The 26,868-nt window shown below is 56.5% G+C and carries 23 protein-coding genes and 1 pseudogene; 10 read left to right on the forward strand and 14 right to left on the reverse strand.

Translation table 11 applies throughout. The annotated features are described in order from the left end of the window. The first annotated feature begins 115 nt into the window (after positions 1-115). The gene (locus KVT28_RS02320) at positions 116-1,489 is read left to right on the forward strand and encodes a nucleobase:cation symporter-2 family protein (RefSeq protein WP_217546575.1); all 1,374 of its coding nucleotides are present in this window, start codon (positions 116-118) and stop codon (positions 1,487-1,489) included. Positions 1,490-1,629: 140 nt separating this feature from the next. Here the strand turns inward: KVT28_RS02320 and osmV are convergent, their stop codons facing one another. Genes osmV through KVT28_RS02340 form a run of 4 tightly spaced genes read right to left on the reverse strand, consistent with a single transcriptional unit; the run spans position 1,630 to position 5,082 of the window. Then, complete coding sequence (osmV, locus tag KVT28_RS02325; protein WP_217546578.1) at positions 1,630-2,766, reverse strand: osmoprotectant ABC transporter ATP-binding protein OsmV; 1,137 nt, start codon at positions 2,764-2,766, stop codon at positions 1,630-1,632. Further along, positions 2,766-3,413, reverse strand: a complete 648-nt coding sequence (gene osmW / locus KVT28_RS02330) for an osmoprotectant ABC transporter permease OsmW (RefSeq protein ID WP_064738719.1) — start codon at positions 3,411-3,413, stop codon at positions 2,766-2,768. Before osmW ends, osmV begins: the two co-directional genes overlap by 1 nt. Before the next feature lie 9 nt (positions 3,414-3,422). Beyond that, positions 3,423-4,349, reverse strand: coding sequence for a glycine betaine ABC transporter substrate-binding protein (locus KVT28_RS02335; protein WP_217546581.1), 927 nt, complete (start codon positions 4,347-4,349; stop codon positions 3,423-3,425). A 16-nt stretch (positions 4,350-4,365) separates the two neighbouring features. Beyond that, positions 4,366-5,082 (reverse strand): ABC transporter permease, encoded by a 717-nt coding sequence (locus tag KVT28_RS02340; RefSeq protein ID WP_101764354.1) that lies wholly within the window; start codon positions 5,080-5,082, stop codon positions 4,366-4,368. A 384-nt stretch (positions 5,083-5,466) separates the two neighbouring features. Between KVT28_RS02340 and KVT28_RS02345 the strand changes: the two genes are divergently transcribed. Next, the gene (locus KVT28_RS02345; RefSeq protein WP_217546583.1) at positions 5,467-6,927 is read left to right on the forward strand and encodes an MDR family MFS transporter; all 1,461 of its coding nucleotides are present in this window, start codon (positions 5,467-5,469) and stop codon (positions 6,925-6,927) included. A gap of 31 nt (positions 6,928-6,958) precedes the next feature. Here the strand turns inward: KVT28_RS02345 and KVT28_RS02350 are convergent, their stop codons facing one another. Together KVT28_RS02350 and KVT28_RS02355 are read right to left on the reverse strand one after the other, a co-directional pair. Then, positions 6,959-7,255, reverse strand: a complete 297-nt coding sequence (locus tag KVT28_RS02350; protein ID WP_110866185.1) for a DUF1161 domain-containing protein — start codon at positions 7,253-7,255, stop codon at positions 6,959-6,961. A gap of 52 nt (positions 7,256-7,307) precedes the next feature. Then, positions 7,308-7,643, reverse strand: coding sequence for a DUF1283 family protein (locus KVT28_RS02355; protein ID WP_101764357.1), 336 nt, complete (start codon positions 7,641-7,643; stop codon positions 7,308-7,310). 130 nt (positions 7,644-7,773) lie between these two features. On the opposite strand from KVT28_RS02355, the gene KVT28_RS02360 reads away from it, so the two are divergent. After that, complete coding sequence (locus KVT28_RS02360; RefSeq protein WP_192233901.1) at positions 7,774-8,103, forward strand: YnfA family protein; 330 nt, start codon at positions 7,774-7,776, stop codon at positions 8,101-8,103. A 126-nt stretch (positions 8,104-8,229) separates the two neighbouring features. Here the strand turns inward: KVT28_RS02360 and ydfG are convergent, their stop codons facing one another. After that, entirely contained in the window at positions 8,230-8,976 is a 747-nt protein-coding gene (gene ydfG, locus KVT28_RS02365; protein WP_101764358.1) for a bifunctional NADP-dependent 3-hydroxy acid dehydrogenase/3-hydroxypropionate dehydrogenase YdfG, read from the reverse strand. Between the two features lie 384 nt (positions 8,977-9,360). On the opposite strand from ydfG, the gene guaD reads away from it, so the two are divergent. The 5 genes from guaD (at position 9,361) to dcp (ending at position 17,374) form a co-directional block, all read left to right on the forward strand. Continuing rightward, entirely contained in the window at positions 9,361-10,689 is a 1,329-nt protein-coding gene (gene guaD / locus KVT28_RS02370) for a guanine deaminase (protein ID WP_217546586.1), read from the forward strand. Next, the gene (gene xdhA, locus KVT28_RS02375; RefSeq protein WP_217546588.1) at positions 10,686-12,128 is read left to right on the forward strand and encodes a xanthine dehydrogenase small subunit; all 1,443 of its coding nucleotides are present in this window, start codon (positions 10,686-10,688) and stop codon (positions 12,126-12,128) included. Before guaD ends, xdhA begins: the two co-directional genes overlap by 4 nt. Further along, on the forward strand, positions 12,118-14,484 hold the full coding sequence (gene xdhB / locus KVT28_RS02380; protein WP_217546590.1) for a xanthine dehydrogenase molybdopterin binding subunit: 2,367 nt from the start codon (positions 12,118-12,120) through the stop codon (positions 14,482-14,484). The genes xdhA and xdhB overlap by 11 nt, the downstream gene beginning before the upstream one ends. After that, entirely contained in the window at positions 14,471-15,253 is a 783-nt protein-coding gene (xdhC, locus tag KVT28_RS02385; protein ID WP_217546592.1) for a xanthine dehydrogenase accessory protein XdhC, read from the forward strand. Before xdhB ends, xdhC begins: the two co-directional genes overlap by 14 nt. Positions 15,254-15,325: 72 nt before the next feature. Continuing rightward, positions 15,326-17,374: a peptidyl-dipeptidase Dcp gene (gene dcp / locus KVT28_RS02390; RefSeq protein ID WP_217546594.1), complete on the forward strand. Its 2,049-nt coding sequence runs from the start codon at positions 15,326-15,328 to the stop codon at positions 17,372-17,374. A gap of 24 nt (positions 17,375-17,398) precedes the next feature. On the opposite strand, the gene hpxO is transcribed toward dcp, so the two are convergent. Beyond that, complete coding sequence (gene hpxO, locus KVT28_RS02395; RefSeq protein WP_110866178.1) at positions 17,399-18,556, reverse strand: FAD-dependent urate hydroxylase HpxO; 1,158 nt, start codon at positions 18,554-18,556, stop codon at positions 17,399-17,401. Between the two features lie 250 nt (positions 18,557-18,806). Between hpxO and KVT28_RS02400 the strand changes: the two genes are divergently transcribed. Next, the gene (locus KVT28_RS02400) at positions 18,807-19,046 is read left to right on the forward strand and encodes a hypothetical protein (protein ID WP_101764365.1); all 240 of its coding nucleotides are present in this window, start codon (positions 18,807-18,809) and stop codon (positions 19,044-19,046) included. Between the two features lie 75 nt (positions 19,047-19,121). Beyond that, positions 19,122-20,386 (forward strand): annotated as a pseudogene (locus tag KVT28_RS02405) (phosphatase PAP2 family protein). 270 nt (positions 20,387-20,656) lie between these two features. Here the strand turns inward: KVT28_RS02405 and KVT28_RS02410 are convergent. The 6 genes from KVT28_RS02410 to KVT28_RS02435 form a co-directional block, all read right to left on the reverse strand. Next, entirely contained in the window at positions 20,657-21,157 is a 501-nt protein-coding gene (locus KVT28_RS02410) for an RES family NAD+ phosphorylase (RefSeq protein ID WP_101764367.1), read from the reverse strand. Beyond that, complete coding sequence (locus KVT28_RS02415) at positions 21,157-21,639, reverse strand: antitoxin Xre/MbcA/ParS toxin-binding domain-containing protein (protein WP_154193487.1); 483 nt, start codon at positions 21,637-21,639, stop codon at positions 21,157-21,159. The genes KVT28_RS02410 and KVT28_RS02415 overlap by 1 nt, the downstream gene beginning before the upstream one ends. A 117-nt stretch (positions 21,640-21,756) precedes the next feature. After that, complete coding sequence (locus tag KVT28_RS02420; protein ID WP_110866174.1) at positions 21,757-23,241, reverse strand: FGGY-family carbohydrate kinase; 1,485 nt, start codon at positions 23,239-23,241, stop codon at positions 21,757-21,759. Positions 23,242-23,301: 60 nt separating this feature from the next. Beyond that, on the reverse strand, positions 23,302-24,141 hold the full coding sequence (locus KVT28_RS02425; RefSeq protein ID WP_101764370.1) for a class I fructose-bisphosphate aldolase: 840 nt from the start codon (positions 24,139-24,141) through the stop codon (positions 23,302-23,304). Further along, positions 24,125-25,879, reverse strand: coding sequence for a glycerol-3-phosphate dehydrogenase/oxidase (locus KVT28_RS02430; RefSeq protein ID WP_217546597.1), 1,755 nt, complete (start codon positions 25,877-25,879; stop codon positions 24,125-24,127). The genes KVT28_RS02425 and KVT28_RS02430 overlap by 17 nt, the downstream gene beginning before the upstream one ends. Then, positions 25,872-26,861, reverse strand: a complete 990-nt coding sequence (locus KVT28_RS02435) for a sugar-binding transcriptional regulator (RefSeq protein ID WP_110866171.1) — start codon at positions 26,859-26,861, stop codon at positions 25,872-25,874. The genes KVT28_RS02430 and KVT28_RS02435 overlap by 8 nt, the downstream gene beginning before the upstream one ends. Positions 26,862-26,868: the final 7 nt, after the last annotated feature.

Below are 26,868 nucleotides of genomic sequence, written 5' to 3' on the forward strand. Positions count from 1 at the left end.
AATGAATTTATTGCCATAATATTCAACATCTTACTTCCATTTTTTTAATAAACCCCTTGTTCTGGCGTGATTCATGCATCAGCAGCTCTGATGAATATCTTGCCGGAGCACCTGTATGTCGCAATCAGATGAGAAAGGTTTGTTGTATGGGCTGAATGACCGCATCGGTCCATTGCCTGCATTTTGTGCCGCACTGCAACATGTGCTGGCCAGCGTAGTGGGCATCATTACGCCGCCGCTGATTATTGGTTCCGTGTTGGGATTACAGGCATGGATCCCTTATCTGATCAGCATGTCGCTGCTCGTTTCCGGTCTCGGTACTTTCCTGCAGGCGCGCCGCTTTATGGGCATTGGCGCAGGCATGATCTGCCTGCAGGGCACCAGCTTTGCCTTTCTCGGGGTGATTCTGTCGGGCGGATTGATGGTCAAAGCGCGCGGCGGATCGCCAGAAGAGATCATGGCGATGATCTTTGGCTGCAACTTAGTAGCGGCGATGATTCCGATGTTGATCAGCCGCTGCATCGCGCCATTACGCAAAGTGTTGACGCCGGTGGTTACCGGCACCGTTATTACCTTAATTGGTATCAGCCTGATCAAAGTCAGCATCACCGATTGGGCTGGCGGCCATAACGCCAGCGATTTTGGCGCGCCCGGCAATCTGGCGCTCGGTGCCTTGACGCTGCTGGTGATTATCGTACTTAACCGTTCGCAAAATCGCTGGACGCGGCTGGTTGCGGTGGTGGCCGGCATTGCTGCGGGCTGTATCGCCGCAGCGTTAACCGGCCATCTCACCCTCAAGCCAATGGGTGATACGCCGTGGCTGGTAATGCCGGCGCTATTCCGTTTTGGTTTTGCCTTTGACTGGACCATCTTTATTCCCATCGCGCTGGTATCGGTGATAGCCGTGATTGAAGCGGTGGGCGACCTCACGGCGAACTGCATGTTGTCGCAGCAGCCGATTGAAGGCGAAGCGTTTGAGCGCCGCATGCAGGGCGGTATTTTCGCCGATGGCATCAGCTGCTTGCTCGCCGCCGTGTTCTCTGCCTTTCCCAACACCACTTTTGCGCAAAATAATGGCGTCATCCAAATGACCGGCGTTGCCAGCCGTTATGTTGGCATGGTGATCGGCGTGATGCTGGTGCTGCTCGGTATGTTCCCGGCGATTGGCTATATGCTGCAGCAGATTCCACCGCCGGTGCTGGGCGGCGCGACCATTGTGATGTTTGGTAGCGTGGTGGCTGCCGGCATCCGCGTGATGACGCAAACGCCGCTTGGCCGTCGCGAGATGCTGATTGTTGCCGTGTCGTTTGGTATCGGTTTGGGTGTCGAAGCGGTACCTGAGGTGCTGAAACAGTTCCCGACGCTGATTAGCAACCTGTTTGGTCACGCAGTGACTACCGGCGGGATGCTGGCGATTATTTTGAATGTCGTGCTGCCTTCAGAGCGCAGCGAAGCAGTGGCGGCAAAAACGGCTGAAGAGTCGCACTAACGTGCAGGGTGCATACGCAAGAAGAGGCGGCAGATCGTAAAGACGCCATAAACCATCCCTGGGGCTTGGCCCGCGCCATCCATGGCGCGGGACACTTTACTCCTCTGCCGCCTCTTCCTGCGTTTCAGGCATTGTGCGGTTTACGGATTCAACCGACGGCGCGTACGTCCAGAACTGAGATAATCGGCAATGTAATCCTGCGATATCTCGCCGCTATAACGACCTTCCTCATCGACGATCGGCATCCACACCGTGTTGTGCTCATACAGCTTCGACAGCACCACGCGTAGGTTTTCTTCCGCTTTGCCGGTCACTTTAAAGGTATGCAGCATCTCTTCGCAGCGGCCAGTGGCGCCGCGCGCTTCACGCCGCTTCACAAATCCCAGTGGCTTGCCATCTTCATCAACTACCGTCACCGAACGCATATCGTTATCGTCCATGGTGGCGAAGGCCTCCTGCAGTGGCGTAATACGCTGCACGGTGATGGTGGGCTGCTGATCGGTGACATCGCCGGCCTGCACCAGCAACAAACGTTTCAGCGTACGGTCCTGACCGACAAAGGAGCCAACAAAGTCGTTCGCCGGTTTGGCTAACAGCTCATCCGGGCTGGCGCACTGCACAATTTTCCCCTGACCAAACACCGCAATGCGGTCGCCGAGCTTCAGCGCTTCATCAATATCATGGCTAACCAGCATCACGGTCTTCTTTAACTGGCGCTGCATCTCAAGGAATTCGTTCTGAATCACTTCACGGTTGATTGGGTCGACCGCGCCGAAAGGTTCATCCATCAGCAATACCGGTGGATCCGCGGCCAGCGCGCGAATCACGCCAATACGCTGCTGTTGACCGCCGGACATTTCGCGCGGATAGCGATGCAGGAACTTGGTCGGATCGAGCGCCACCATGCTCATCAATTCCGTGGCGCGTTCGCGGCAGCGCTTCTTATCCCAACCCAACATGCGCGGCACCACGGTAATGTTCTCCTCGATGGTCATATTCGGGAACAGACCAATCTGCTGGATGACATAGCCAATATTGCGGCGCAGGGTGACGGTATCTTGTCCGCTGGTGTCTTCACCGTTGATCAAAATCCTGCCGCTTGAGGAGGGAATCAAACGGTTAATCATCTTAAGGGTGGTGGTTTTGCCACAACCCGATGGGCCGAGCAGCACGCACATTTCCCCGGCAGGCACTTCAAGGCTGACGTTGTCCACGGCATTGAGTGATGTGCCGTTCTTTTGCGTAAAGGTTTTCGTCAGGTTTTCCAGTTTTATCATTATCGAATCCCCTTAGGAGTCAGCGCCGACTGCAAACGGTGCAGCAGCCAATCAAGCACAATCGCGAGCAAACAAATCATCAAGGCACCGGCAATCAACATGCGCACATCGCTGCCGCTGATCCCGTCGAGCAGTTGCAGGCCCAAACCGCCCGCACCAATCACGGCGGCAATCGCCATCACGCCGACATTCATCACCACCGCTGTACGAATACCGCCAAAAATCACCGGCAGCGCCATCGGAATTTCTACCCAGCGCAGACGCTGCCAGAAGGTCATGCCAATCCCGCGACCGGCTTCACGCAGTCCGGGAGACAAATTCTCCAGCGCGGTGTGGGTGTTACGCACAATCGGCAGCAGCGAGTAGAGAAACACGGCGGTAATAGCGGGAAGGGCGCCAATGCCCTGACCGATCATAGAAAACAATGGAATCATCAAACCAAACAACGCGATGGTGGGAATGGTTAACACAATGGTGGCGATGCCGAGCACCGGCGTGGCCAGCCACTTAAAGCGCACAATCAAAATGCCCAGCGGTACGCCAACGATAATGGCGAAACCGACCGCCACCAGTACCAGCCACGTGTGTTGCCAGGTGAGCGTCATCAAGGTGTGCCAGTTATTCATGATGTAATGCAAGGTATCCACAGCGCCTCCTTACAGCATGTTCTTAGATTGAAGGAAATCACGCGCCACCTGTTGCGGCGACTGATGATCAATATCGACACGCTTATTCATCTCGGTGATCGCTTCGTCATTAATCAACGCGGAGAGTTGATTGAGCGCCGTATCCAAACCCGGATGGCTCTCCAGCACATCCTGCCGCACCACAGGCGTGACGTTGTAACTTGGGAAGAAGTGCTTATCATCTTCTAACACTTTGAGTTCGAACCCTTTCACGCGGCCATCGGTGGTGTAGATTAAACCGGCGTCAACAAAGCCATCGCGAATCGCGTTGTAAACTAAGCCGGGATCCATCTGGCGAATCTGCGGACGATCGAGCGGCATGTTGTAGGCTTTCTGCAATGGCTTAAGACCATCGGAGCGGCCCGAGAATTCCAGGTCCAAACCCAGTTTCCAGTTATGATCCGGATCGTTCTTGCGTACCTCTTCCAGCTTCGCCACCAGTTGCGACATGGTGTTGATGCCTTCTTTCTCCGCACGATCGCGTTGCATGGCAAACGCATAGGTATTGTTCATCGGTGCAGGATTGAGCCACACCAGCCCTAACTTCGCATCCAGCTGTTTTACCGTTTTATACGCTTCTTCGGTCGACATCGGCTTATTGATGTGGTTAAAGATGATCAGCGAAGTACCGGTATATTCCCATGTCATATCAATCTGTTTATTGATCATTGCGTTACGACCAATAGTGGTGGCGATATTGGTCTTGGGGATCACCTGAAAACCTTTCTTCTGCAACCAGATCACCGTCATCGCGGAGAGGATGTGCTGCTCCGTAAAGCTCTTGGTTGCCATGGTAATCGGTGTTGCAGCCGCGGCGCTTTGGCTGATTGCCAGCGTCGCGGTGAGTGCCAGCGCAGTACGTTTAACCCAGCGCGCCAGCTTATTGGCAGTGGCCATCACAAAACTCCTTGTGTTAAGCCGCAGAGTGCGGGCTGAGATAACGTCCCAATGCCGCGAGCAGCATGTCGAGCACCAGCGCAACCAGCGCGGTGGCCACAGCGCCGAGGATCAGCGTAGGGAAGTCGTTGAGGTAGATGCCGGGGAAGATCAGCTCACCAAAACTGCTGGCGCCGATCAGGAACGCCAATGGCGCGGTACCGACGTTAATCGCCGTGGCGATGCGCACGCCTGCCAGAATCACCGGCAGCGCATTGGGAATTTCCACCTGACGCAAACGCTGAAACTTCGTCATACCTATACCGTTGGCGGCTTCAATCAGCGACGGCGGTACCGCGCTTAAACCGGCAAAAGTATTACGCACAATCGGCAGCAGCGAGGCGAGGAACAGGGCAATCAGCGCGGGACGATCGCCGATACCGACAATCACCATCGCGAGCGCCAATACCGCCAGCGGTGGCAGCGTGTTACCCACGTTGAAAATTTGCATCACGTACTCTGCCCAGCGACGAGCGAACGGACGGCTAAGCAGGATGCCGCTGGGAATGCCCACCAGTAACGCAAAGAACATTGACCAAAACACTAAAAACAGATGCTGCTGCCCGAGATAAACCAAATCTTCCCGCCGGTCGCGCAGCGTATTCAGCCCCAGCCCCCAAACCAGCAGGGCAATCACCGCAACAATCGCGAGCAGAGCCAGCCCAGCGCGGCGGGCGAGCGATGCATTTTGCATAGCCAGTGTCTCCCTGATTCAAGAAATCGTTCGATAGGTAATGTCATTCCCAGGATGACGGCGCAGTGTTAAAACGCACACATACGAAAATCCTTCACCCCGTTAAATTGCAGTTAAAATGACTGTTATCAGATGCTTTTTCAGTGAATATCTGGAAAGCACCGCTTAGACCTATAGCAATGCTTGTCGATAAGCGCTAGTTTTTGCGGCAAAATCAGACAGATAGAAATAATAAAAAACGCCATCTAACCCGCGTGGAATAAGGCATCATCCGACAATAAAAAATATTCATCGAAATAAGTGACGTCGTCACAGATAGGTCGCACGCAGAGGAAACTGGTCTGGCGAATTTTGAGCTAGCCTTGTTAGAAATTAAGGAGACGTATGACTGAAACTGCAGAATTGAACACGGAACATCGCCACTGGATTCTTATCGGCTGCATGCTCGCTATGTTTATGGCGGCGATTGAAGTCACCATCGTAGCCACCGCCATGCCGACCATTATTGCCGATCTTGGCGGCTTTTCGCAGTTTGGCTGGGTATTTTCCATCTATCTACTGACGCAAGCCGTTAGCGTGCCGCTGTATGGCCGACTGGCAGATATGTGGGGCCGCAAACGGCTGTTGTTTATCGGTGTTTCGCTCTTTTTACTGGGATCGATTCTGTGCGGATTTGCCCACAGCATGGCGTGGCTGATCCTGTTTCGCGCTTTTCAGGGGTTAGGTGCCGGGGCGATTATGCCGCTAACGTCCACCATTGTGGCGGACGTCTATTCGCCGCGCGAACGCGCCAACGTCCAGGGCTGGCTCTCCAGCGTCTGGGGCGTGGCGGCAATCATTGGTCCGCTGAGCGGCGCGTGGCTGGTGCAGCACTTTAGCTGGTCGGTGATTTTCTGGGTCAACGTGCCGATTGGCGCCATCGCCATACTGCTGCTGGCGCGTTTTCTTCCATCGCGTGAACAAAATCAGGCCACCACGCTCAATCTCACCGGCAGCTGCTGGCTGATGATCTGCGTAACGGCGTTGCTGGTCGCGCTGTTACAGGCAGAAGTGCTCGGTTTCTGGCTGGTGCCGTTCCTGCTGCTGGCGGTCATTGCTGCCTGGCGTTTAAAACAGCATGAACAGCGTGCTGATGCGCCGCTGTTCCCGCTGGAAATCTGGCGCAGCCGGCTTATCGTCGCTGGCAACATCGGCAACCTGATCATCGGTGCCAGTATGATGGGCATCAGCGCCTTTCTACCAACCTGGATTCAGGGCATCACCGGCGGCACGCCGCTGCAGGCCGGCAGCGCACTGGCGATGATGTCGATTGGCTGGCCGCTGGCCAGTACATTGAGCGGTAGGTTGATGCTTATCACCTCCTATCGCTTCACCGCGCAGTTGGGCGCGCTGCTGCTGATTGCGGGCAGCGCGTTGCTGCTGCTACTGCACAGCGACAGCTCAATCGTGCAGGCCGGATTCACCGCCTTTGTGATTGGCACCGGCATGGGCATGACCAGCACCACGTTTCTGGTATCGGTACAGAACCATGCGCATTACGATATTCGCGGCATTTGCACCGCCTCAATCATGTTCAGCCGCATGATCGGGTCGGCGATTGGTACCGCGTTATTGGGCGCGGTGCTGAACCTCAATTTGTCGCTGCGTCTGCCGCAGGCCGACGATCCGATGCAGAAAATCATGTCGCCTGAAAGCCGTCAGGCGCTGTCGGAGGCGACATTGCATGACTGGACCGGACAAATCGCCAGTTCTTTACATTGGGTGTTTGTAGTGTCGTTGCTGATTGCGCTGCTAACGTTGTGGGTGGCGTGGATAATGCCGCGGCAAAGGCCGGAAGTGGAGTAAAAGCAGGGCGGCCAGAGAGCCGCCCGAAAGTTTACTGCGCTGGCGTGTCCTGAGAGCTGCCCGCGCTGTCTGGCACAGTGCTGTCACCATCACGGCCATTTTTCTTGTAGACGATTTTCTGTGTGTCGTTCTCACAATGACCCACAACCTGGCCGCCGACCTGATCGGCTTGATCATTGGCCACGATATCCAGCGTGAAATCCGATTCGGCGACGCCGTTGTTAATGATTTTTTTGCTGATGTCCGCTTTGACGCTTTCACAAGAAGCTTGCGCCAATACCGGCAGCGACAACATCGCCATCAGCAGAACTGCATTACGTTTTTTCATCATTCACTCCTTTGGTCAGAAATCCTGTCAAAACTATAGCAGTGATAAACGATTAAGGTGCAATTGGACGTCCGGTGCGGCGGTCGAGGCAGCGCAGCGTATTCGGTTCCCAATAGGCGTTAACGTTGTAGCTCTTTTCGCAGGAATCGCGGGTATCAAAGGCTTTGTCCGCTTTATCGAACTCTTTCTCAACGCGCGTATTGACCTTATTACGCAGGTTTTTGGTATCGTTCCACTGCTCTTTGCTCTGGCGCGCGGCTTCATTACTGGAGGCGCTGCTGCCATCTTCAATAATCAGGCGATCGGTTTTGGCCGCAGCGATGGGCGCAGCCATTAACAGGCTCGACGTCACCACGGTAGCCAGCAGGGCGGAAAACAGTTTTTTCATCGTCATTTCCTTCAGTTAACACCAGCACAGCCGGGATCGCGGCTGTAACAACCATGGCCGCTAGTATATCATCGCTGCTTCTTTGCTCACCAGCGGTGAGCGCTTTGTTTAGCTTAGCGAGAGATTTTCTATGCTGGTCAAAACCGCCTTGCTGTTTTTTATCACTGCGATAGCGGAAATTGTTGGCTGTTTCCTGCCGTGGCTGTGGTTGAAGAAGGGCATGACGGCGTGGCTGCTGGTGCCAGCCGCGGCAAGTCTGGCGCTGTTTGTCTGGTTGTTGACGTTGCATCCCGCCGCGAGCGGGCGCGTTTATGCGGCCTATGGCGGCGTATATGTGCTGACGGCGCTAATCTGGCTGCGCGTGGTGGATGGCGTAAAACTGAGTACGTGGGATTGGGTCGGCGCGCTGGTCGCCTTGAGCGGCATGTTGATTATCGTAACCGGTTGGGGCCGCGCGTAATCATCGGCCACACCGGCGTGCGAGATCAGGGGAAACATCCCGATGCGGTCGTCGCGGCAAAAGCCGCCGGAGCGCCTCACAGGATGGTCGCCCCGGGTATTTCGATCAAACAGCGTGTAACCGCGATTAACCTTTATGCACCTTCAGTCCCGCGGTGGTTTGCGTCACCGGCATAATCTCCAGCGTATTGATGTTGACGTGCTTCGGCAGCGTCGTCACCCAATAGACCGCTTCGGTGACATCTTCCGCCGTCAGCGCGGTGGTGCCTTCATAAACCTGGCCCGCTTTATCGTCATCGCCCTTGAAGCGCACGTTTGAGAACTCGGTGCCGCCCACCAAACCTGGCTCGATATCGGTCACGCGCAGCGCGGTGCCGTGCAGGTCGGTACGCAGATTCAGGCTGAACTGGCGCACGAACGCTTTGGTCGCGCCATACACGTTGCCACCCAAGTAAGGCCAGCTGCCGGCAATCGAACCGATATTCACGATATGACCAACATTGCGTTCAACCATTGCCGGCAGCACCGCACGCGTCATGTACACCAAACCTTTGTTGTTGGTGTCGATCATATTTTCCCAGTCTTCGATATTGGCTTTGTGCGCCGGTTCCACACCCAACGCCAGGCCAGCATTGTTAACCAGCACATCAATATTGCGCCATTCAGCGGGCAGGGAGGCGATCGCTTCATCGATGGCGGCGCGATTACGCACGTCCAGCTGAACGGTATACAGATTGTCGCCCAACTCATCTTTCAGCTCTTTTAAACGCTCAGCGCGACGTCCGCTGGCGATCACTTTGTGACCTGTAGCAATGAAGCGGCGGGTGATACTTTGACCAAAACCAGCAGTTGCGCCAGTAACAAAAATAATCATCTCACTGTTCCTTATACGATTTCAGGTTATCAGCCACACCTTAGCATTAACCTCGAACCCATGCTCATGAAAACCCAAAGCAGCGTGTTGCAGGATTTTTCCTGCACATTACGAGTGCAATGGCGCACCACAAAGACGCATCCCAACAGGCGATAATCACGCCATGCGCAGTAAAACTCGCTGCAATGTTAAATCGCAACCGTTTGCGATAGCGAGCAACCGGTTGCGCATACGTTTGCTCGTCAAGCTTGACACAAAAACGCATCGGAATAACCTATTATATTGAAAGTAAACAGTATTTTTTGTTATTTGCATTGGCATGCGCTTTGCAAACTATCTTTAAGGCAATCACCTGCACTCATAAAAAAGCACCAAGGAACCATTATGCCTTACGCACCCGAAACGCTGCTGCGCGCCAGCTTCTTTGATTTCACCGCTCTGGCCGCGCAGCCAGACGACATCGCTGCCAACGCGCGCTATCTCGAAGATGGCTTATTAACGCTGCGTGACGGCAAAGTGGTCAGCCTTGAAAGCTGGCAAATCGTGGAAGGGCGCGTTGATCCCACGCGCGTCACCGATCTGCGCGGTAAACTGATCGTGCCCGGCTTTATCGATACCCATATTCATTATCCGCAAACCGAGATGATCGGCGCCTTTGGCGAACAGCTGCTGGAGTGGCTCAACCAATATACCTTCCCGGTGGAGAGCCAATATCACTGTCCCGATCACGCGGCAAAAATGTCGGCGTTCTTCCTGCACCAGCTGCTGTCGAATGGCACCACCACCGCGCTGGTGTTCGGCACCGTGCATAAGCAGTCGGTCGACTCGCTGTTCAGCGCCGCGCAGCAGCTGGATATGCGACTGATCGCTGGCAAAGTGATGATGGATCGCAACGCGCCGGAATACCTGACCGAAACGCCGGAAGAGAGTTATCAGCACACGCGTGAACTGATTGAGCGCTGGCATCAGCGCGGTCGCCTGAGCTATGCGCTCACGCCACGTTTCGCGCCGACCTCGTCGCCGGAATTGCTGGATAAAGTGCGCCAGCTGCGCGAGGAGTTTCCTGATGTCTGGATGCACACGCACCTAAGTGAAAACCAGCATGAGATCGCCTGGGTAAAAGCATTATTCCCGGAGCGCGCAGGCTATCTTGATGTTTATCATCATCACCAACTTACCGGCAAACGCAGCGTGTTCGCGCACTGCTTGCATCTGGAAGATCAAGAGTGGCAATGCCTGCATGACACCGATTCATCAATTGCCTTCTGCCCGACCTCAAACCTGTTCCTCGGCAGCGGATTATTCAACATCAAACGCTGCTGGCAGCAGGGCGTACGCATGGGCATTGGCACCGATGTTGGCGCAGGCACCACCTTTAATCTGCTGCAAACGCTGGGCGAAGCCTACAAAGTCGGCCAGCTACAGCAATACAAACTCAGCGCCTGCGAAGCGTTTTATCACGCCACCTTAGGCGGCGCGCACGCGCTCGATCTGGATGACGTTATCGGCAACTTCAATCCCGGCAAAGAGGCCGATTTCGTGGTACTCGATGCGGCGGTGTCGCCGCTGCAGAAGCTGCGCAATGCCAACAGCAAAGACATCTGGGAGCGGCTGTTTGTAATGATGACGCTTGGCGACGACCGCAACATCGCGCAAACCTGGGTGAGCGGCAAGACGGTTTGGCAGCGCGAAAGTGAGGAGCAAATCGCATGATCCAGTTCTTACTCAACGATCGTTTAATCACCGAATGCGAGCTTGATCCCAATCTCACCGTGCTTAACTACCTGCGCGGCCAGCAGCAGCGTCGCGGTACCAAAGAGGGCTGCGCGTCTGGCGATTGCGGTGCCTGCACCGTCACGCTCGGTAAAGTCGTCGATGGGCAGATGCAGTATCAGGCGGTGAACAGCTGTTTGACGCTGGTCAGCAGCCTGCAGGGCAAGCAATTGATTACCGTGGAAGATCTCAAACAGGGCCGCGAACTGCACAGCGTGCAGCAAGCGATGGTGGATTGCCACGGCTCGCAATGCGGCTACTGCACGCCGGGTTTCGTGATGTCGCTGTTTACTCTGCAGAAAAACAGCGCTGGCTGGGATCGACATCAGGCGGAACAGGCGCTGGCGGGTAATTTATGTCGTTGCACCGGCTATCGTCCGATCATGGATGCGGCGCAGCAGGCGTGTGAACAACCAGATGCGGATGCCTTCCGTGCCAATGCACCCGCGCTAGTACAGCGTTTACAGGCGCTCAGCAACGATGAAGTACAGATCATCGAAGCCGCGGGCAGCCGCTGCTATCTGCCGAAAACAGTAGCGCAACTCGCCGAGCTCTATCAGCAATATCCTGAAGCCCGTCTGGTGGCTGGCGGTACCGATCTGACGCTGCAAATCACTCAGCAATATCAGCGCTTGCCGCTGCTGATCGCGCTGGAGCAGGTCGATGAGTTGAAGGTCTGCCACGAAGATGAAACGCATCTTTACCTCGGTGCCGCCGCCTCATTGCAGCATTGCTATCAGTTTTTAGCACAGCACATTCCAGCGTTTAGCAGCATGCTGGAGCGTTTTGCCTCATTGCAAATTCGTAATCAGGGCACGCTCGGCGGCAATATTGGTAACGCATCGCCGATTGGTGATTGCGCGCCGATGCTGCTGGCTTTAAATGCGCGTCTGGTCTTGCAGCAGGGCAACAAGCAGCGAGAAGTCCCGCTCGATCAATTCTTTACAGCTTATCGTCAAACGGTCTTGCTGCCGGGAGAATTCATTTCCAGCATCGCTATTGCCAAAGTGACGGTGTCACCCAACTTTGCGGTGTGGAAAGTGGCTAAACGGCTGGATGATGATATTTCCGCCGTTTTCGCCGCTATCAATCTGCACATCGCCGAAGGGGTAATTGTGGAAGCGCGGCTCGCCTTTGGGGGGATGGCCGCCACGCCGAAACGCGCGCTGGCGGCTGAAGCACAACTGCTGGGCCAACCGATGCATCTCAGCGCCATCGAAAAAGCCTGCGCCGCGCTGAGTGTGGATTTCCAGCCGCTAAGCGACTTCCGCGCCAGCGCCGATTATCGCCTGCAGGTGGCGCGCAATCTGTTGCGCCGCTACTACGCACAAGCGTCTGGCGAGCTGACCATTACTGAGGTATCGCGCTATGTCTCATAACCGTCCGGAACTGAACGAAACGCTGCTGAAAGCCCAGTTTGCCACTGACATGCAAACGGGCGTCGGGCGCAGCAATAAACATGAAAGTGCCGACAAGCATGTCTCCGGTGAAGCGCTGTATATCGACGACAAGCCGGATCTGCCGGGATTGCTGCATCTCTGTCCGCGTCTGAGCGAGCATGCGCATGCGCGCATCACCAAACTGGATGTGCAGCCATGTTACGCGGTGCCGGGTGTAGTCAGCGTGCTAACGTGGCGTGATGTGCCGGGCCTCAATGATGTCGGTCCGCTCGAACCGGGCGATCCGCTGCTGGCGCAGGACACAATCGAATATTTCGGTCAAATCGTCATTGCCGTCGCCGCTGATTCACCGGAAGCGGCGCGTGCCGGCGCCGCAGCGGCGATCGTTGAGTACGAAGCGCTACCGGCGGTGCTCGACGTGCGTGAAGCGCTGGAACAGCGTTTCTTTGTGCAGCTGCCGCACATTCACCAACGCGGTGATGCTGACGCTGCGCTGGCGCGGGCGTCACGCCGTATTCAGGGCGAATTTCACATCGGCGGTCAGGAACATTTCTATCTGGAAACCCAGACGGCGCTGGTGATCCCCGGCGAAGATGACAGCTTGCAGGTGTTCTCCTCGACGCAAAACCCCACAGAAGTGCAGAAGCTGGTGGCGGAAGTGATGGGCATCACCATGAACAAAGTAACCATTGATATGCGGCGCATGGGCGGTGGCTTTGGCGGCAAAGAGACGCAGGCGGCAGGCGTGGCGTGTTTGTGTGCCATCGCCGCGCGTCAGCTGCGTAAACCGGTAAAAATGCGCCTGGCGCGCCGCGACGATATGCAGATCACCGGCAAACGCCATCCGTTTTTTGTCCGCTACGATGTCGGCGTCGATGACAATGGTCGCTTCTGCGGCGTGAAGATCGATCTGGCCGGCAACTGCGGTTATTCACTCGATCTCAGCGGATCGATTGTCGATCGTGCGATGTTCCACGCCGATAACGCGTATTACCTCGGCGATGCACTGATTACCGGCTATCGCTGCCGCACACATACCGCCTCGAACACCGCGTACCGTGGCTTTGGCGGGCCACAAGGCATGCTGGCGATTGAGCAGATCATGGATCACGTCGCGCGCGAAGTGGGAATAGATCCGCTCGAACTGCGCAAACGTAACTATTACGGCAAAACCGATCGCAACATCACCCATTACCACCAGCAGGTGGAAGACAATCTGCTGGATGAGATGACGGAGCAATTAGAAACCAGCAGCGAATACGCCGCGCGGCGTCGTGACATCAGCGCATTTAACGCCAGCAACCGTTTTATGAAACGCGGACTGGCGCTGACGCCAGTGAAATTCGGCATCTCATTTACCTCCAGCTTCCTCAATCAGGCCGGCGCGCTGATTTTGATTTACACCGATGGCACGGTGCAGCTCAATCACGGCGGCACCGAAATGGGCCAGGGCTTAAACACCAAAGTGGCGCAGATTGTGGCGGAAGTGCTGCAGATTGATATCAGCCAGATTCAGGTGACCGCCACCGATACCGGCAAAGTGCCCAACACCTCGCCAACCGCAGCGTCCAGCGGGGCCGATCTCAACGGCAAAGCGGCGCAAAATGCCGCACAAATCCTGCGCGATCGCCTTACCGAGATGCTGTGTCAGCAACATCAATGCGCGGCAGACGCGGTGCATTTCAGCAACGGCATCGTGCGCGTCGGCGAGAAGCACTTCACCTTCGCCCAGGTTGCACAGCAAGCGTGGCTTAATCAGGTGCCGCTGTCGGCGACCGGTTTCTACAAAGTGCCGGGCATCCATTACGACCGCGCCGCCGGACGCGGCAAACCGTTCTATTACTTCTCCTACGGCGCGGCCTGCTGCGAAGTGCTGGTGGATACGCTGACCGGCGAATACCGTTTGCTGCGCGCCGACATTTTGCATGACGTGGGCGCGTCGCTGAATCCGGCCATTGATATCGGCCAGGTTGAGGGCGGTTTTGTGCAGGGCATGGGCTGGCTCACCTGCGAAGAACTGGTGTGGAACGACAAGGGCAAATTGCTCACCGATGGCCCCGCCAGCTACAAAATCCCGGCGATCAGCGATGTGCCCAGTGATTTGCGCGTCACGCTGGTTGAGAACCGCAAAAACCCGCAGGACACGGTGTTCCACTCCAAAGCCGTCGGCGAACCGCCGTTCATGTTGGGCATCGCCGTTTGGTGCGCCTTGCAGGATGCGGTTGCCAGCGTTGATAACTATCGTCGCCATCCGCAGCTGGACGCACCCGCCACGCCGGAGCGGGTATTCTGGGGGATTCAGCGCTTATCAGGAGCGGAACATGATTTATCATGACTGGATCAGCGTATTGCACAGCCTGCGGGAAAAACGCGAAAGCTGTGTACTGATTACCGTGCTCAGCGAGCGGGGCTCCGTGCCGCGCGATCGCGGTAGCAAAATGGTGGTCAGCGCCACTGACACTTTTCTCACCATTGGCGGCGGCCATCTCGAATATCAATGCATTGCGCAGGCGCGCGAGTTGCTGCAGCAGCGCTGCACTCAACCGCGCAGTGAAGAGTTTGCGCTGGCCGCGCGTCTCGGCCAATGCTGCGGTGGTCACGCCACTTTGCTGTTTGAACCGCTGATGCAGCAGCAGCCGGAAATCCAGGTGTACGGTGCAGGTCACGTTGGCCAGGCGCTGGTGAATCTGCTTGCCACTTTGCCGTGCCGCATCACGTGGATTGATAGCCGCGCCGCGCAGTTTCGCGCCGTGCCACCTGGCGTGACGGTGCGTCAGGTTGAGGATCCGATTGACTGCGTGCAGGAAGCCGCACCCGACAGCTATTTTGTGGTGATGACGCACGATCATCCACTTGATCTGGCGCTTAGCGAAGCGATCTTGCGCCGCGGCGATTTTCGCTATGCCGGTGTGATTGGTTCTGCCACTAAAGCCCAGCGCTTTCGCTATCGCTTAGAGGGCAAAGGCATTGCGGCAGATTCCCTCGCACGTTTACGCTGCCCGATTGGTTTGGCGGATGTGAAGGGCAAGTTACCGGCGGAAATTGCCGTCGCGGTGGCGGGAGAAATCATCAGCGTTTATCAGCAGCAGGCGATAAGTTGTTGAGTGACGAGGAAACTGCCAGGATAAAACCATCCCGCCGCCACCGTGCGGCGTTGCTGATTATCAGGAGCGATAATGAATTCACGAGCTAATCCGTTTTTCACCGCCAGCACCTTGCCGTATCAAACCCCGCCATTTGACCAGATTCAGGAAGAGGATTTTCTGCCGGCGCTGGAAGCGGGGATTGAAGAGAAACGGCGCGAAGTGGCGGCGATCGCCAGCAATCCTGACGCGCCAACCTTCGCCAACACCTTTGAGGCGCTGGAGCGTAGCGGCCAGTTGCTGAAGCGCGTGAATCTGGTGTTTGGTGCCATGACTTCCGCCAACACCAGCGATCGCCTGCAGGAAATCGATGAACTGATTACCCCGCAACTCACCGCGCTCAATGATGAAATCTACCTGAACAGCCAGCTGTTTGCTCGCCTCGATACCGTTTACCAGCATCGCGGCTCGCAGTGCCCGGATGCCGAAGCGATGCGGCTGGCGGAAGTCACCTGGCAGCATTTCCAGCTGGCCGGTGCCAGCCTGAGCGAAGCGGATAAAACCCAGCTGCGCGCCTGCAATCAGGAGCTGGCGAGCCTCAGCACCCGCTTCGGCAATAAGTTGCTGGCGGCCACCAAAGCCGGTGCTTATGTGGTGAGCAATGTTGCGGCGCTGGCCGGATTAAGCGAGGAAGAGTTGGCGCATGCCAAAGCGGCGGCCGAAGCACGTGGCTTGCACGGCGAATGGCTGATTGCACTGCAAAACACCACGCAGCAACCGGCGCTGCAGGCGCTGGAAGTGCGCGCCACGCGTGAAGCGCTGTTCCAGCAGGCGCTAACACGCAGCGAGCAGGGCGATGATAACGACACGCGCGACATCGTGTTACGCATGGCGCAACTGCGCGCGCAGCAGGCGAGTTTGATCGGTTTCAAAACCTATGCCGAATGGAGCATGCAGGATCAGATGGCGAAAACGCCGGAGGCGGCTTTTGCCTTTATGCGCAATATTGTCCCTGCCGCGCGGGCCCGCGCGGAACGCGAAGCCGCCGACATTCAGCAGGCCATTGAAGCCGCGCATCACCGTTTTCCGCTACGCGCCTGGGACTGGAGTTTTTATGCCGAGCAGGTGCGTAAAGCCCAATACGCGCTGGATGAGAGCCAAATCCGCCCGTACTTTGAGCTGAATAACGTGCTGGAAAAAGGTGTGTTCTGGTCGGCCAGCCAGCTGTTTGGCATTCGCTTTAGCCAGCGCCACGATCTGCCGGTTTATCATCCGGACGTTAACGTCTACGAGATTTTCGATGCCGACGACACGCCGCTGGCGCTGTTCTACACCGATTTCTTTAAGCGTGATAACAAAAGCGGCGGCGCGTGGATGAGTAATTTCGTCGACCAAACCACGCTGCTCGGCACCAAACCGGTGATCTACAACGTGTGCAACTACACCAAGCCGCAGGCAGGCCAGCCGGCGCTGCTCAGCTGGGATGAAGTGATCACGCTGTTCCACGAGTTTGGTCATGCGCTGCACGGCTTGTTCGCCACGCAACGCTATCCGAGCTTGTCGGGCACCGCCACGCCGCGCGACTTTGTCGAGTTCCCGTCGCAGATTAATGAGCATTGGGCCAGCAACGAAGCGGTGTTTGCCAACTATGCGCGCCATTACAAAACCGGAGAGGCGATGCCTGCTGAGCTGCGCGACAAGATGGTGCGCGCCGCAAAGTTCAACAAAGGTTACGACATGACCGAGCTGCTGGCCGCCGCGCTGCTGGATCTGCAGTGGCATTCACTGACCACGCACGACAATCCGCAGGACGTCAGCCACTTCGAGCTGCAGGCGCTGGCCGCCGAAAACATTGCGCTGGCGACGGTTCCGCCTCGCTATCGCTCCAGCTATTTCCGCCACATCTGGGGCGGCGGCTATGCAGCCGGTTATTACGCCTATATCTGGACGCAGATGCTCGCCGATGATGGCTATCAAGCCTTTGTCGAACGCGGTGGATTAACACGCGAAAACGGTCAGCAGTTCCGCGAACATATTCTGTCACGCGGTAACAGCACCGATTTGCAGCATCTGTGGCTGGCGTGGCGCGGCAAAGAGCCGGAGATCGGCCCTATGCTGAAAAATCGTGGATTAGAGTCGTAGAACCGCCATTGATGGCGACCTGATTCAACCCAGCGGACCGCCTTCAATGGTATCGCACATGCCGGCCAGCACGCGCTCGCCGGTTTCGTTTTTCAAATCTGCATACCACGCCGCCGTCACTTCCGCGTCTTTAGCGTGGGTCACATCGCAGCGCTTACGGGCTTTCAACACCAAATCTTTGGTGCGATCCACACGACGGGCTTCATAACGCAACAACGCATCCTCAATCCCTAAAGAGTGTGACGCCAGCGTCTGCGCCAGCACCACCGCATCTTCCATCGCCGCACAACCGCCTTGCCCGATATCCGGCGTGGTGCTGTGTGCGGCATCGCCCAGCAACGCCACGCGACCTTTAACAAAACGGCTAAACGGTTCGATGTCGTGGATTTCCACACGGTTGGTGGTTTCCGGATTGAGGCGTTCAATCAGACGCTGCACCGGTTCGGCCCAGCCGCTGAAGTAGCCTTTGAGATCATTTTTCAACGTTGCGCGATCTTCCGGCAAGCCTTTTGGCAGCGGAACATCAAAGAAGAAGTAGAAGCGGTTATCGCTAACCGGCATCAGCGACACGCGTTTGCCTTCACCGACAAAAGTGGTCCACTGATCGGCGGGCGCAATCGCTTCATCAATCGTCACCAGGCCGTTCCAGTTGACGTAACCGGCGTAACGACGTTCCACGCTTTCACCCAGCACATAGTGGCGGATCACCGAGTGCGTACCATCGGCGGCAATCAGAAAATCACCTTCGGCCTGGCTACCGTCATCAAACCAGGCGGTGACGCCATGCTCGGTTTGCTCAACCTGCGTGACGCGTTTACCAAAGCTAATGCGCGAACGTCCGTAGGTATCGATCAGCATCGCCTGTAACTCCGCGCGCGCCACCGGATAGGGATATTCCCCCACCTGCTGCACCAGCGGTTTCATGCTGAAGCGGGTGAGCGTGCTGCCGCTGTGCGCATCGTTGTAGGCCATAAACGCCATGTTGCCGCCCAGTGCGCGCAGCGGCTCTTTCATGCCCAACGCGTTGAGACATTTCACGCCGTTGGGCCAGATAGAGATCGCCGCACCCACCGGCTTCATCTCTTTCACTGCTTCAAACACCGCGGTGTCAAAACCCGCTTTCTCCAGCGCAATCGCAGCACTCATACCGCCAATGCCCGCGCCAATCACAATCGCTTTCATATCCGTCTCCTTTGCTATGCATTAAAGATTGCAACTTTTGTACCAGGTTGGAAGATTGGCCGAATGGAGGCTAACTCATTGATTTAAAATCAACGAAGCAGCATCTGATCTTGCCGCTCTGCACTACAGTGGCGCACGTCCATGCACTGCAGCAGAGCAACTTCTGTGAAAGAGTGAATCGATTGTTTCAGCATGGTAATTGGCCCCGCAGCAGCCATACTCATTACACCCGTTCTGCGAGGACTCAATCATGAAATGGATAATGGCTTTTACCTTGCTGTTCAGCGCCAGCGTGCTGGCACAACCGCAATGGCAGCCGGAGCGAAAAGCACCGGTGGTGCAGCTGACGCCGATTGCCGCGAAGTGCGATGTTTCAGCCTGTCAGCAAAACTGCTATGTGCAGCAATCACAGTGTAAAAATGACAATAACGGCGGCTGCGGCTCGCTGGCACAAATTTGCGTACAAAACTGTGCCAGTCAGTGTCGTTAAATGAAATAAATCTGTCATAACCGAGTGCTAGCGTGTTTCCCCGGCAAGGTAATATTCTGATAACAGGGGAAAATAATGAAAACCCGCTTCACACTGATTGCAACGGTTATTCTGCTGGCACAGCAAGCACATGCGGTTTCACTGCCCGATGCGGCCGCGCTGGCAGGCTTAACCTCTACCGGTTCCACCTCCGCTTATAGCGATCTCGAGCAGCAATCGCTACAGGCTGAACGTCAGGCGCTGCAAGGTGACAGCAGCACGTTGACGCGCGAGCAACTGGAAAAAGCCAAACAGACCGCGAAACAAGCTGACACGCAGTGGCTGAAAAACAGCGGCTACGATTTCAAAATGAAAGAGAACCAGCAGGCCGGAATTGCGCTGCTTTCAGGCTTTAGCACGTTGCCCGCTAGCGTGCTTGATGCCAGTCAAGCCACCGTTACCCACATCAATCTGAACGCCACGCTAAATGTGCGTCATCAGGCTCTGGCCGATGCAGAAGCCATCAGCTATCTCTATTTCCTCTCCGATGCGCTTGGTCCGCGCCTTGGCAAAGCCTTCCTCGCCGCTTACGACAAAGGTGAGATTGGTAAAGCCGCCGCGCTGATTAAAGCCAGTGAAGTCAGCACCAGCGCGGCGAAAAAGCACTTTAACTATCCGCGACCGTTCCTGCGTGAAGGCAACAGCATCCATCTGGTACCGGACGATGTGGTGTTGAAGGATAACGTGCGTTACACCGCCGACGGCGGCTCTTTCCCGAGCGGCCACACCAACACCGGTTATACTGATGCTTTGTTGCTGGCCGAAATGGTGCCGGAACGTTTTGAAGCATTGGTGACGCGCGGCGCACGCTATGGTTATTCGCGTTTAGTGTTGGGCGTGCATTACCCGCTGGATGTGATGGGTTCGCGCATGGTAGCGCAGCGCAACGTGGCGAATTATCTCAACGATGCGCGCTATCAGGCACTGTTTAGGGAAGCGCGTAATCAGTTGCGTGCCGCGCTGGAAAAAGAGTGTGTGGCACGTCGCTGGCAGAGTGTGCGCGCAGCAATGGCAATGACGATCCGTATCGCTCACCGGCGATGAAGCAGTTCTATCGTTTCACCATGAGTTACAACCTGCCGAGAGCCAATGTGCAGAACGCGCCTGTCAAAGTCCCGCAGGGCGCGGAGATCCTGCTAAAAACCGCGTTGCCGCAGCTGTCTGATGCGCAGATTCGTAGCCTGATGGTGAAAAGCGCGCTGCCAAACGGCTATCCGCTGTCTGGCAATGATGCAGATCAGTCATTCTGGCAACGTGTGGATTTAACGGCGGCGTATGCTTTAGCGAAACCGGCGCGTTGATATTTTGCTTTAAATTCGGTGCGGGCGCAGACACATCTGCTGCGTCACGGGCCGTCCTCGCGCCGCTAGCGCGGTGCCTTCGGCTTCTACGTTGTGCCAACGGACCGTTCGGGGATCGGCCGTCCTGGCCGGCCCCGAACTGCCTCACGCATCCATGCGTGAGGCTCCTGGCCCAACGTAAAATCCTCAGCGCTGTGGATAGCCCTTTTGCCGCAGCAGACGCGCCAGCGCCTTTAGCAAATGTGTACTCGCACTGAAGCAATACCCTCGTCACGCTTTAATCCGGCGATCAAGCGCGAAGGGCGCTGAAGTAGCTTGTGCAAATAGGGCCGCAGCGGCGGGATGGTCGGGATTGAGAATGGCGTTGTCTTCGCCGGTCAAAATGCTGGGTACCGTTAATAGCAAAGGAAAGCCGCCTTGCACATCGAGGAATGCGGCGCCAATCGCCTGTGTCTCTTCTTGCTGCTGATACTTTTGCCAATCGTCGGGCAGTTTATTGCTGTCCAGCGCCATGATTTCGCTCTCAGGAATCGGCAGAGTAAAAATCACAAAGCGACTTTTCTCCAGCATCGCTTTACCGGCATGCACCACCAGTTCCAGCGTGGCGAGCGCCTTTGAACTGCTGAGATACACCGTCTTAATGCCGGGCGGATTCCAGCGTCCGCCCCATTTTTCAGCGCCAGCGCCGCTAAATGCCTCGCTGGCGTACTCTTCTTTCACGAGTCGATAAAACAGCCGATAGGGAGCATCCGGTTCCTTCCGTTGCGTCATTACACAATTACTCCGTGTTCCAGGCGACCAATCAGCGTTAACACCGCATCACAACCCGCAGGCGTGCTCAGCATCTCCATCGGCAATGCATCATCCAGTGCCAACGCAGGTTGATACATCCAGTGCATGGCAGCGTCAACGTCACCGGCAAATAATTGCAATACGGCATCCAGAATTTCGAACACCTGATACACGCGCGCACCTTGCTCCACCGAAAGTTGCGATCCGGCTTTCTCGCGGCGGCGATAGGTATTGCGATCGATAGAGACCATTTGGGCCACATCCAGTGGCGTTGCTTTCAGCACCGTGGCCGCGCGTTCAACGATGCCGACATCCAGACCTTCGGTGATCAACTGGTGCGCTTTCAGCGGATTACGCGGTAAGCCCATTTGATCCATAAACGATTGCTGAGCGTGCTGGATCAGCGTGGGATCGAAGACGCGTGCGGCATTGCCGTGATTGAATGGGGATGCAGTTGTCATAACAACCTCCTGAACGATGTTCATTTGAACATTTTGATAGCTCAAGTGTACATCACTGCGCAGGGGTTGTCATTTTTTATACGATCTTAAAACTAATGCATTGTTAATAAACAATAATCAACTGGCTTCCTGCCACATCTCGCGCATCGCCAGCTCCAGCTTTTTAAACACCCGATAGCGTACGTCGTGAAACGCAACGCGCTCTGGTCGCGGCAACAATTTGCCGGGATTGATCTGCACCGCCTGCTGCGCGGCCTCGGCAAGATTGCGCCACGCGCCGACGCCCACACCGGCACACAAGGCGGCGCCCAGCGCGCCAGTCTCTTTGCACTCCGCCACGCGAATCGGTATGCCTAACACGTCAGCAAACATCTGCGGCCAGATGCAACTGCGCGCCGCGCCGCCCGACAAAATGGCCTGCGTAAAAGGGATGCCTGCCGCACGCAAGCGATCAATATGCGCCCGATGGGCAAAGGTCACGCCTTCAAACAGCGCAAACAGCATATCGGCGCGTGTATGCCAGCCGCCTAAGCCATAAAACCCGGCCTTGGCCGGTTCCGATTTGCGTCCGGAATAAAGATAAGGATGATAGAGCGGTAGCTGGGCATTGGGTTGCACGTGCGCCACGCTATCGCTGCTGCGCGCGGCGCCCTGACCGCCGCGACCATCGTCGAATTCGCGCAGGAACCAGTCGAGATTCGCCGCCGAGGTGGCGCTGGCCTCAATCGCCATATAACGGTCGGACTCAATAATGGAGTTCATAAATACCGGGCGCAGATAATCGGGTTTATCTACCACTACCTGATTGATGCTCCAAGTACCGGCGACAATTGAGGCTTCACCGCTGTTCACCACGCCAGAACCCACGGCGCTGGCCACCACATCAAAAATGCCCGCCACCACCGGAATGCCCGCCGGTAATCCGGTGAGTTGGGATGCACGTTCTGTGACATGGCCAACCACCTCGCAGGATTCACGCAGTGCGGGCAGCAGGGCGAGCGCCTCTTCGATGTCGTACAGCGCCATCAATTCACGGCTGTAGCTGCGCGCACGATAATCAATTAAGCCGGCACCGGCGGCATCTGAAAAATCAGCGCTAATCGCACCGCTGAGAAAATGGGCGATAACGTCTTTCGCCAGCAATAAATGTCCGATTTGCGCCCAGCGCTCGGGTTGATGTTGCTTAATCCAGCTAATCAATACCGGCGTTGCCGCAGGCCAGGGTTTTTGCAGCGAAATCTGGTAGATGCGCTTATCCGCGCCGCTCATTTCCAGCGCGTGCACCTTGTCACAAGCTCGATGATCGATAGATTGAATACCAAACAGTGGCTGCTGATGCTTATCCAGCGCGTACAAACCGTTGCCGTGGCCGGCCGCGCCAACCGCAATCACATCGCTGGCGGGCGTCTCCGCCTGCTGCAGACAACGGCTCACCGCATCACTGACGCCATGCCAGATATCCGCCACCGGCCGTTCGGCGTAGCCTTCCTGCGGACGATGGGTTTCTCCCGCGCACTCGGCCACCGACAATACGCGACCGCTGAGATCAAACAGCACCGCTTTGATCATGGTGTTTCCGGCATCAATACCAACTATCTTCATATCCGACTCCGTGCAACTGGCGAAGACGGCGCACCGCTTAAGCGCCGGTGCAGGTAAGGCTCAACCCTGCTGATAGATTTCCAGGGCGTCCGCGCCGCTGACGCCCTGATGAATAATCGCCATCAGCGCTTTCACCACGCGTGACGGATTATCGTGTTGATAAACATTGCGGCCATACACCATACCGCTGGCACCTTGCGCCATCAGCGCAGCACTTTTCGTCAGCACGCCAGCCAGTTCACCTTTGCCGCCGCCGCGCACCAGCGTGGGACAGCGCGCCGCTTCCACCACGCGATGAAAATCCTCCACGTTCTCAGTGGGATCGGCTTTGATGATATCGGCACCTAACTCACGCGCCAGCCGCACCAGCGGCACAATTTTCTCGACATCGCCGAGTGAGCCGTAAGCCGCGCCTTGTCCGGCGGGGGCCATCACCAGCGGCTCAATCATCAGCGGCATGGCGTAGCGATCGCAAGCCTGGCGCAAGCGGCCAATATTTTCGACGCACATGCGGAAAATGCCCGGTTCATCCGGGATCAGATAGAGGTTTACAACCACTGCGGCGGCGTCCATCTGCAACGCGGCAAGAATCGGTTCATCCGGATTGTGCAGCACCGCCCACATTTCCCGGTGACGCGCCGCGTTGTAGGCATTGCCCACATCGGTGCGCAACACCAGCGCCGGTTTACGTCCCGCCACACGCTGCAGCAGATCAGCCTGACCGTAGTTGACCTGAATCGCATCCGGCTGCGCGGCGATCAGGTTATCCATCACGCCCTCAATATTCTCCAGACCGATGAGAAAATCGGGCTCGTTGGCGATACCGTGATCAATGGCGACATCCAGGCATTTACCGTGCTGAAACAGACGCTGCATGCGCACTTTATTGGTTACTAACATGTCGTGTTTCCTCCTGAAAAACCGTGGGGTAAAGGCCGGTAAGGCCGTGCAACCTTGCCAGATTGGCGCAGCCGCACTGCAGCTGCTGCGCGCGTTCGCTATCGCTCCAGCCGAGCGCTGCGGCCATGATCTGCGCGATCTCCTGCACCAGCGGCGCGCTAAGTTCACCGCAAATCGCCAGCGAGGTGCGGCGCACCAGCAAATCCTCCAGCTGACAAACCTGCTCGTGCTCAATCAGATACTGCAATTCGACATCGCTGTAGGCGGCGTGATGCTGCAACATTTGCTCGCCGTGCTGCTGGATCAGCGCCAGCAGCGGCAGGGCGCGGCTGCCGTAACGTTTGGCGAGTTGCATCACGCGCGGCAGCGGCACGCCATAACGCTGCGCCAGTTGCGCCAGCCACGCGGTTTGTCCTGAAGGTTTGGGGAAATCACGTCCGCCGCCAATCGGCACATCACCGCTGGAGACCTGGCGTTTTTCGCCGAGCAGCCGCAGCACGCGATCCGCCGCCTCTTCACCAAACTGGCGGAAAGTGGTCCATTTGCCGCCGACTAAACAGAGCGTGCTCCAGGCGCGATTAGCGTCAGCCGGCAACACCACTAACGAGTGATTACGCGAGATTTGGCCGTTGATTTTGGCCTCGCTGGCGGGCAGCGGACGTACGCCGCAGAAGGTGTAAACGATGGCGGAATCCGCCACCTCGATATGCGGGAAGACGAAGCGCAGTGACTCCAGGATATAACTCTTTTCCTCCTCTTCGCACACCACCGCATCGGGATCGTCCACGCGGATATCGGTGGAACCCACCAGCACCTTGCCAAACCACGGGAACATGATGCAGACGCGGCCTTCCTGGTTTTCGAAATAAACCATTTCGCCGTCCAGCATCTGCAGCAATTCGGGATGATCGAGGATCAGATGCGAACCTTTGGTGCCGCCAATCAGCTTTGGCAGATCGCGGTTGGAGGTGATGCGTTGGTTAAGCTGGTCGATCCATGCGCCACCGGCATTCACCAGCACATGCGGTTGCAGGCTAAATCGCTCACCGCTCAACGCATCCTGCAAAATAACCGTTTCGCCCTCAGCGCTGACCAGCTGCAGATAATTGAGCGCCAGCGCCTCTGGACAGGCTTTTTCGGCATCATCAATCAACTCAAATCCCAGCCGTTCCGGCGCGCTGATCCACGCATCGTAATAGCTGGCGCTGTATTTCACCCAAGGCGCGAATCCTGGCCAGCGGTCACGCGTGGCGGCTTCATTGCGCACCTGATGCTTCGGCATCGATCCATATTGGCGGGTGTAAATGTCATACAGGCTAAGCCCGGTTTTGATCAGCAACGCCCCGCGCCGCGTCGGTTTATCGCTCAGGCGTAGAAAACGGCGGGTAGCATTCACTAAACCGCCAGCGAGATTATCGATCGGCACCGTGGTGCGTAGGGGGAAAACATAGTGCGAAGCATTTTTCAGCAGGCGATCGCGCTCGGTGACCGACTCTTTGACCAGCGTAAATTCACCGGTTTCCAGATACCGCAAACCGCCGTGAATCATGCGCGACAGCGCACCGCTGGCGGCCTGACACCAGTCGCCTTTTTCCACCAGAATCGCCGGAATGCCCTGCAGCGCCAGCTCACGAAAAGTGCTGATGCCGTTGATGCCGCCGCCGACAATCAACACCGGTGTCGATGAACGCAGGCGCAGGGCGCTCAGGCGTTGTTCGCGGGTTTTAATGTTATCCATGAGATGCTCCTCGGCTCAGGGCCAATTCCAGTACGCCTGCCGCAGTCGATTCATCAGTGACCATGCCTTTCAGCCACTGACCGTGCAGCACGCAGTCAATCGGGTCCACTTTGTCACGACCAGCCACCACCGCCATTGAGAAGGGAATGCGTTGCAGTTCAGGCAACGTCAGGCCAACCAAACGCCGGTTGGCATCGAACGGAGCCGGTTGGCCGTTAGCATCCAGCAGCCAGGCTAACAGTTCACTGCGCGCACCGCTGGTTTCAATGCTGGAGGAAGCATGGCGCGCCGAGAGGTTAAGATCGTAGTAGCTGGAGTTGTCGCTATAAATTGATCCTAAACCCACTACCGCTAACGTGGCGTTACGCGCTTTATCCAGCACCTGGTCGACGGCGCTAATGCCCATCAGCATGTCGCGTTCATCGGCAGAATCAGTAAAAAGCGGGGCGTGAATCTGCCATGCGTGTCCGCCAAGACGCGCCGCCATTTCCGAGGCCACATGATTGACGTCGGTGTAATGTTTGCCTTGCACGCAGCCCAGCGCGGGTACCACTTGAACATCGTATTTACGTGAGGGTTGTAATGCTTCAACCAGCGCACTTACACCTTTGCCACCAGTAATAGCAATGACATCGCCATCCTTTAGACGTGATAACAAATATTCTGCCGCCGCTGCGCCGACCATTTGCAGACTATGATCCTCACTGCGTGCAACGTTCGGCGCCACCACCACCTGTTGCAACTGACCGAGGGCAGCCAGATCGCTCTCCAGTTGATGTGCTGAAAGCCAAGGGGATTTGATGGTGATTTCCACCATGCCGCTCTCCTTGCCCTGACGTATCAGACGATTAACGCTGGCAACCGATAAGCCGGTTTCAACCGCAATCTCCGACTGTTTCTTGCCATCGAGGTAATACATCACCAGAACCTGGTAAATCTGACGCGCGCTATGAAACGTAGGGTGCTCATTAGCGAATTCCATGGGCGAT

This window comes from Pantoea sp. GbtcB22 (assembly GCF_019091025.1).
GTDB classification, from domain to species: Bacteria; Pseudomonadota; Gammaproteobacteria; order Enterobacterales; family Enterobacteriaceae; genus Pantoea; species Pantoea leporis.

Coding starts and splice junctions, on each gene's coding strand:
- KVT28_RS02320 (WP_217546575.1), top strand. CDS start 116: ATGTCGCAATCAGATGAGAAAGGTTTGTTGTATGGGCTGAATGACCGC.
- osmV (WP_217546578.1), bottom strand. CDS start 2,766: ATGATAAAACTGGAAAACCTGACGAAAACCTTTACGCAAAAGAACGGC.
- KVT28_RS02335 (WP_217546581.1), bottom strand. CDS start 4,349: ATGGCCACTGCCAATAAGCTGGCGCGCTGGGTTAAACGTACTGCGCTG.
- KVT28_RS02340 (WP_101764354.1), bottom strand. CDS start 5,082: ATGCAAAATGCATCGCTCGCCCGCCGCGCTGGGCTGGCTCTGCTCGCG.
- KVT28_RS02345 (WP_217546583.1), top strand. CDS start 5,467: ATGACTGAAACTGCAGAATTGAACACGGAACATCGCCACTGGATTCTT.
- KVT28_RS02350 (WP_110866185.1), bottom strand. CDS start 7,255: ATGAAAAAACGTAATGCAGTTCTGCTGATGGCGATGTTGTCGCTGCCG.
- KVT28_RS02355 (WP_101764357.1), bottom strand. CDS start 7,643: ATGAAAAAACTGTTTTCCGCCCTGCTGGCTACCGTGGTGACGTCGAGC.
- KVT28_RS02360 (WP_192233901.1), top strand. CDS start 7,774: ATGCTGGTCAAAACCGCCTTGCTGTTTTTTATCACTGCGATAGCGGAA.
- ydfG (WP_101764358.1), bottom strand. CDS start 8,976: ATGATTATTTTTGTTACTGGCGCAACTGCTGGTTTTGGTCAAAGTATC.
- guaD (WP_217546586.1), top strand. CDS start 9,361: ATGCCTTACGCACCCGAAACGCTGCTGCGCGCCAGCTTCTTTGATTTC.
- xdhA (WP_217546588.1), top strand. CDS start 10,686: ATGATCCAGTTCTTACTCAACGATCGTTTAATCACCGAATGCGAGCTT.
- xdhB (WP_217546590.1), top strand. CDS start 12,118: ATGTCTCATAACCGTCCGGAACTGAACGAAACGCTGCTGAAAGCCCAG.
- xdhC (WP_217546592.1), top strand. CDS start 14,471: ATGATTTATCATGACTGGATCAGCGTATTGCACAGCCTGCGGGAAAAA.
- dcp (WP_217546594.1), top strand. CDS start 15,326: ATGAATTCACGAGCTAATCCGTTTTTCACCGCCAGCACCTTGCCGTAT.
- hpxO (WP_110866178.1), bottom strand. CDS start 18,556: ATGAAAGCGATTGTGATTGGCGCGGGCATTGGCGGTATGAGTGCTGCG.
- KVT28_RS02400 (WP_101764365.1), top strand. CDS start 18,807: ATGAAATGGATAATGGCTTTTACCTTGCTGTTCAGCGCCAGCGTGCTG.
- KVT28_RS02410 (WP_101764367.1), bottom strand. CDS start 21,157: ATGACGCAACGGAAGGAACCGGATGCTCCCTATCGGCTGTTTTATCGA.
- KVT28_RS02415 (WP_154193487.1), bottom strand. CDS start 21,639: ATGACAACTGCATCCCCATTCAATCACGGCAATGCCGCACGCGTCTTC.
- KVT28_RS02420 (WP_110866174.1), bottom strand. CDS start 23,241: ATGAAGATAGTTGGTATTGATGCCGGAAACACCATGATCAAAGCGGTG.
- KVT28_RS02425 (WP_101764370.1), bottom strand. CDS start 24,141: ATGTTAGTAACCAATAAAGTGCGCATGCAGCGTCTGTTTCAGCACGGT.
- KVT28_RS02430 (WP_217546597.1), bottom strand. CDS start 25,879: ATGGATAACATTAAAACCCGCGAACAACGCCTGAGCGCCCTGCGCCTG.
- KVT28_RS02435 (WP_110866171.1), bottom strand. CDS start 26,861: ATGGAATTCGCTAATGAGCACCCTACGTTTCATAGCGCGCGTCAGATT.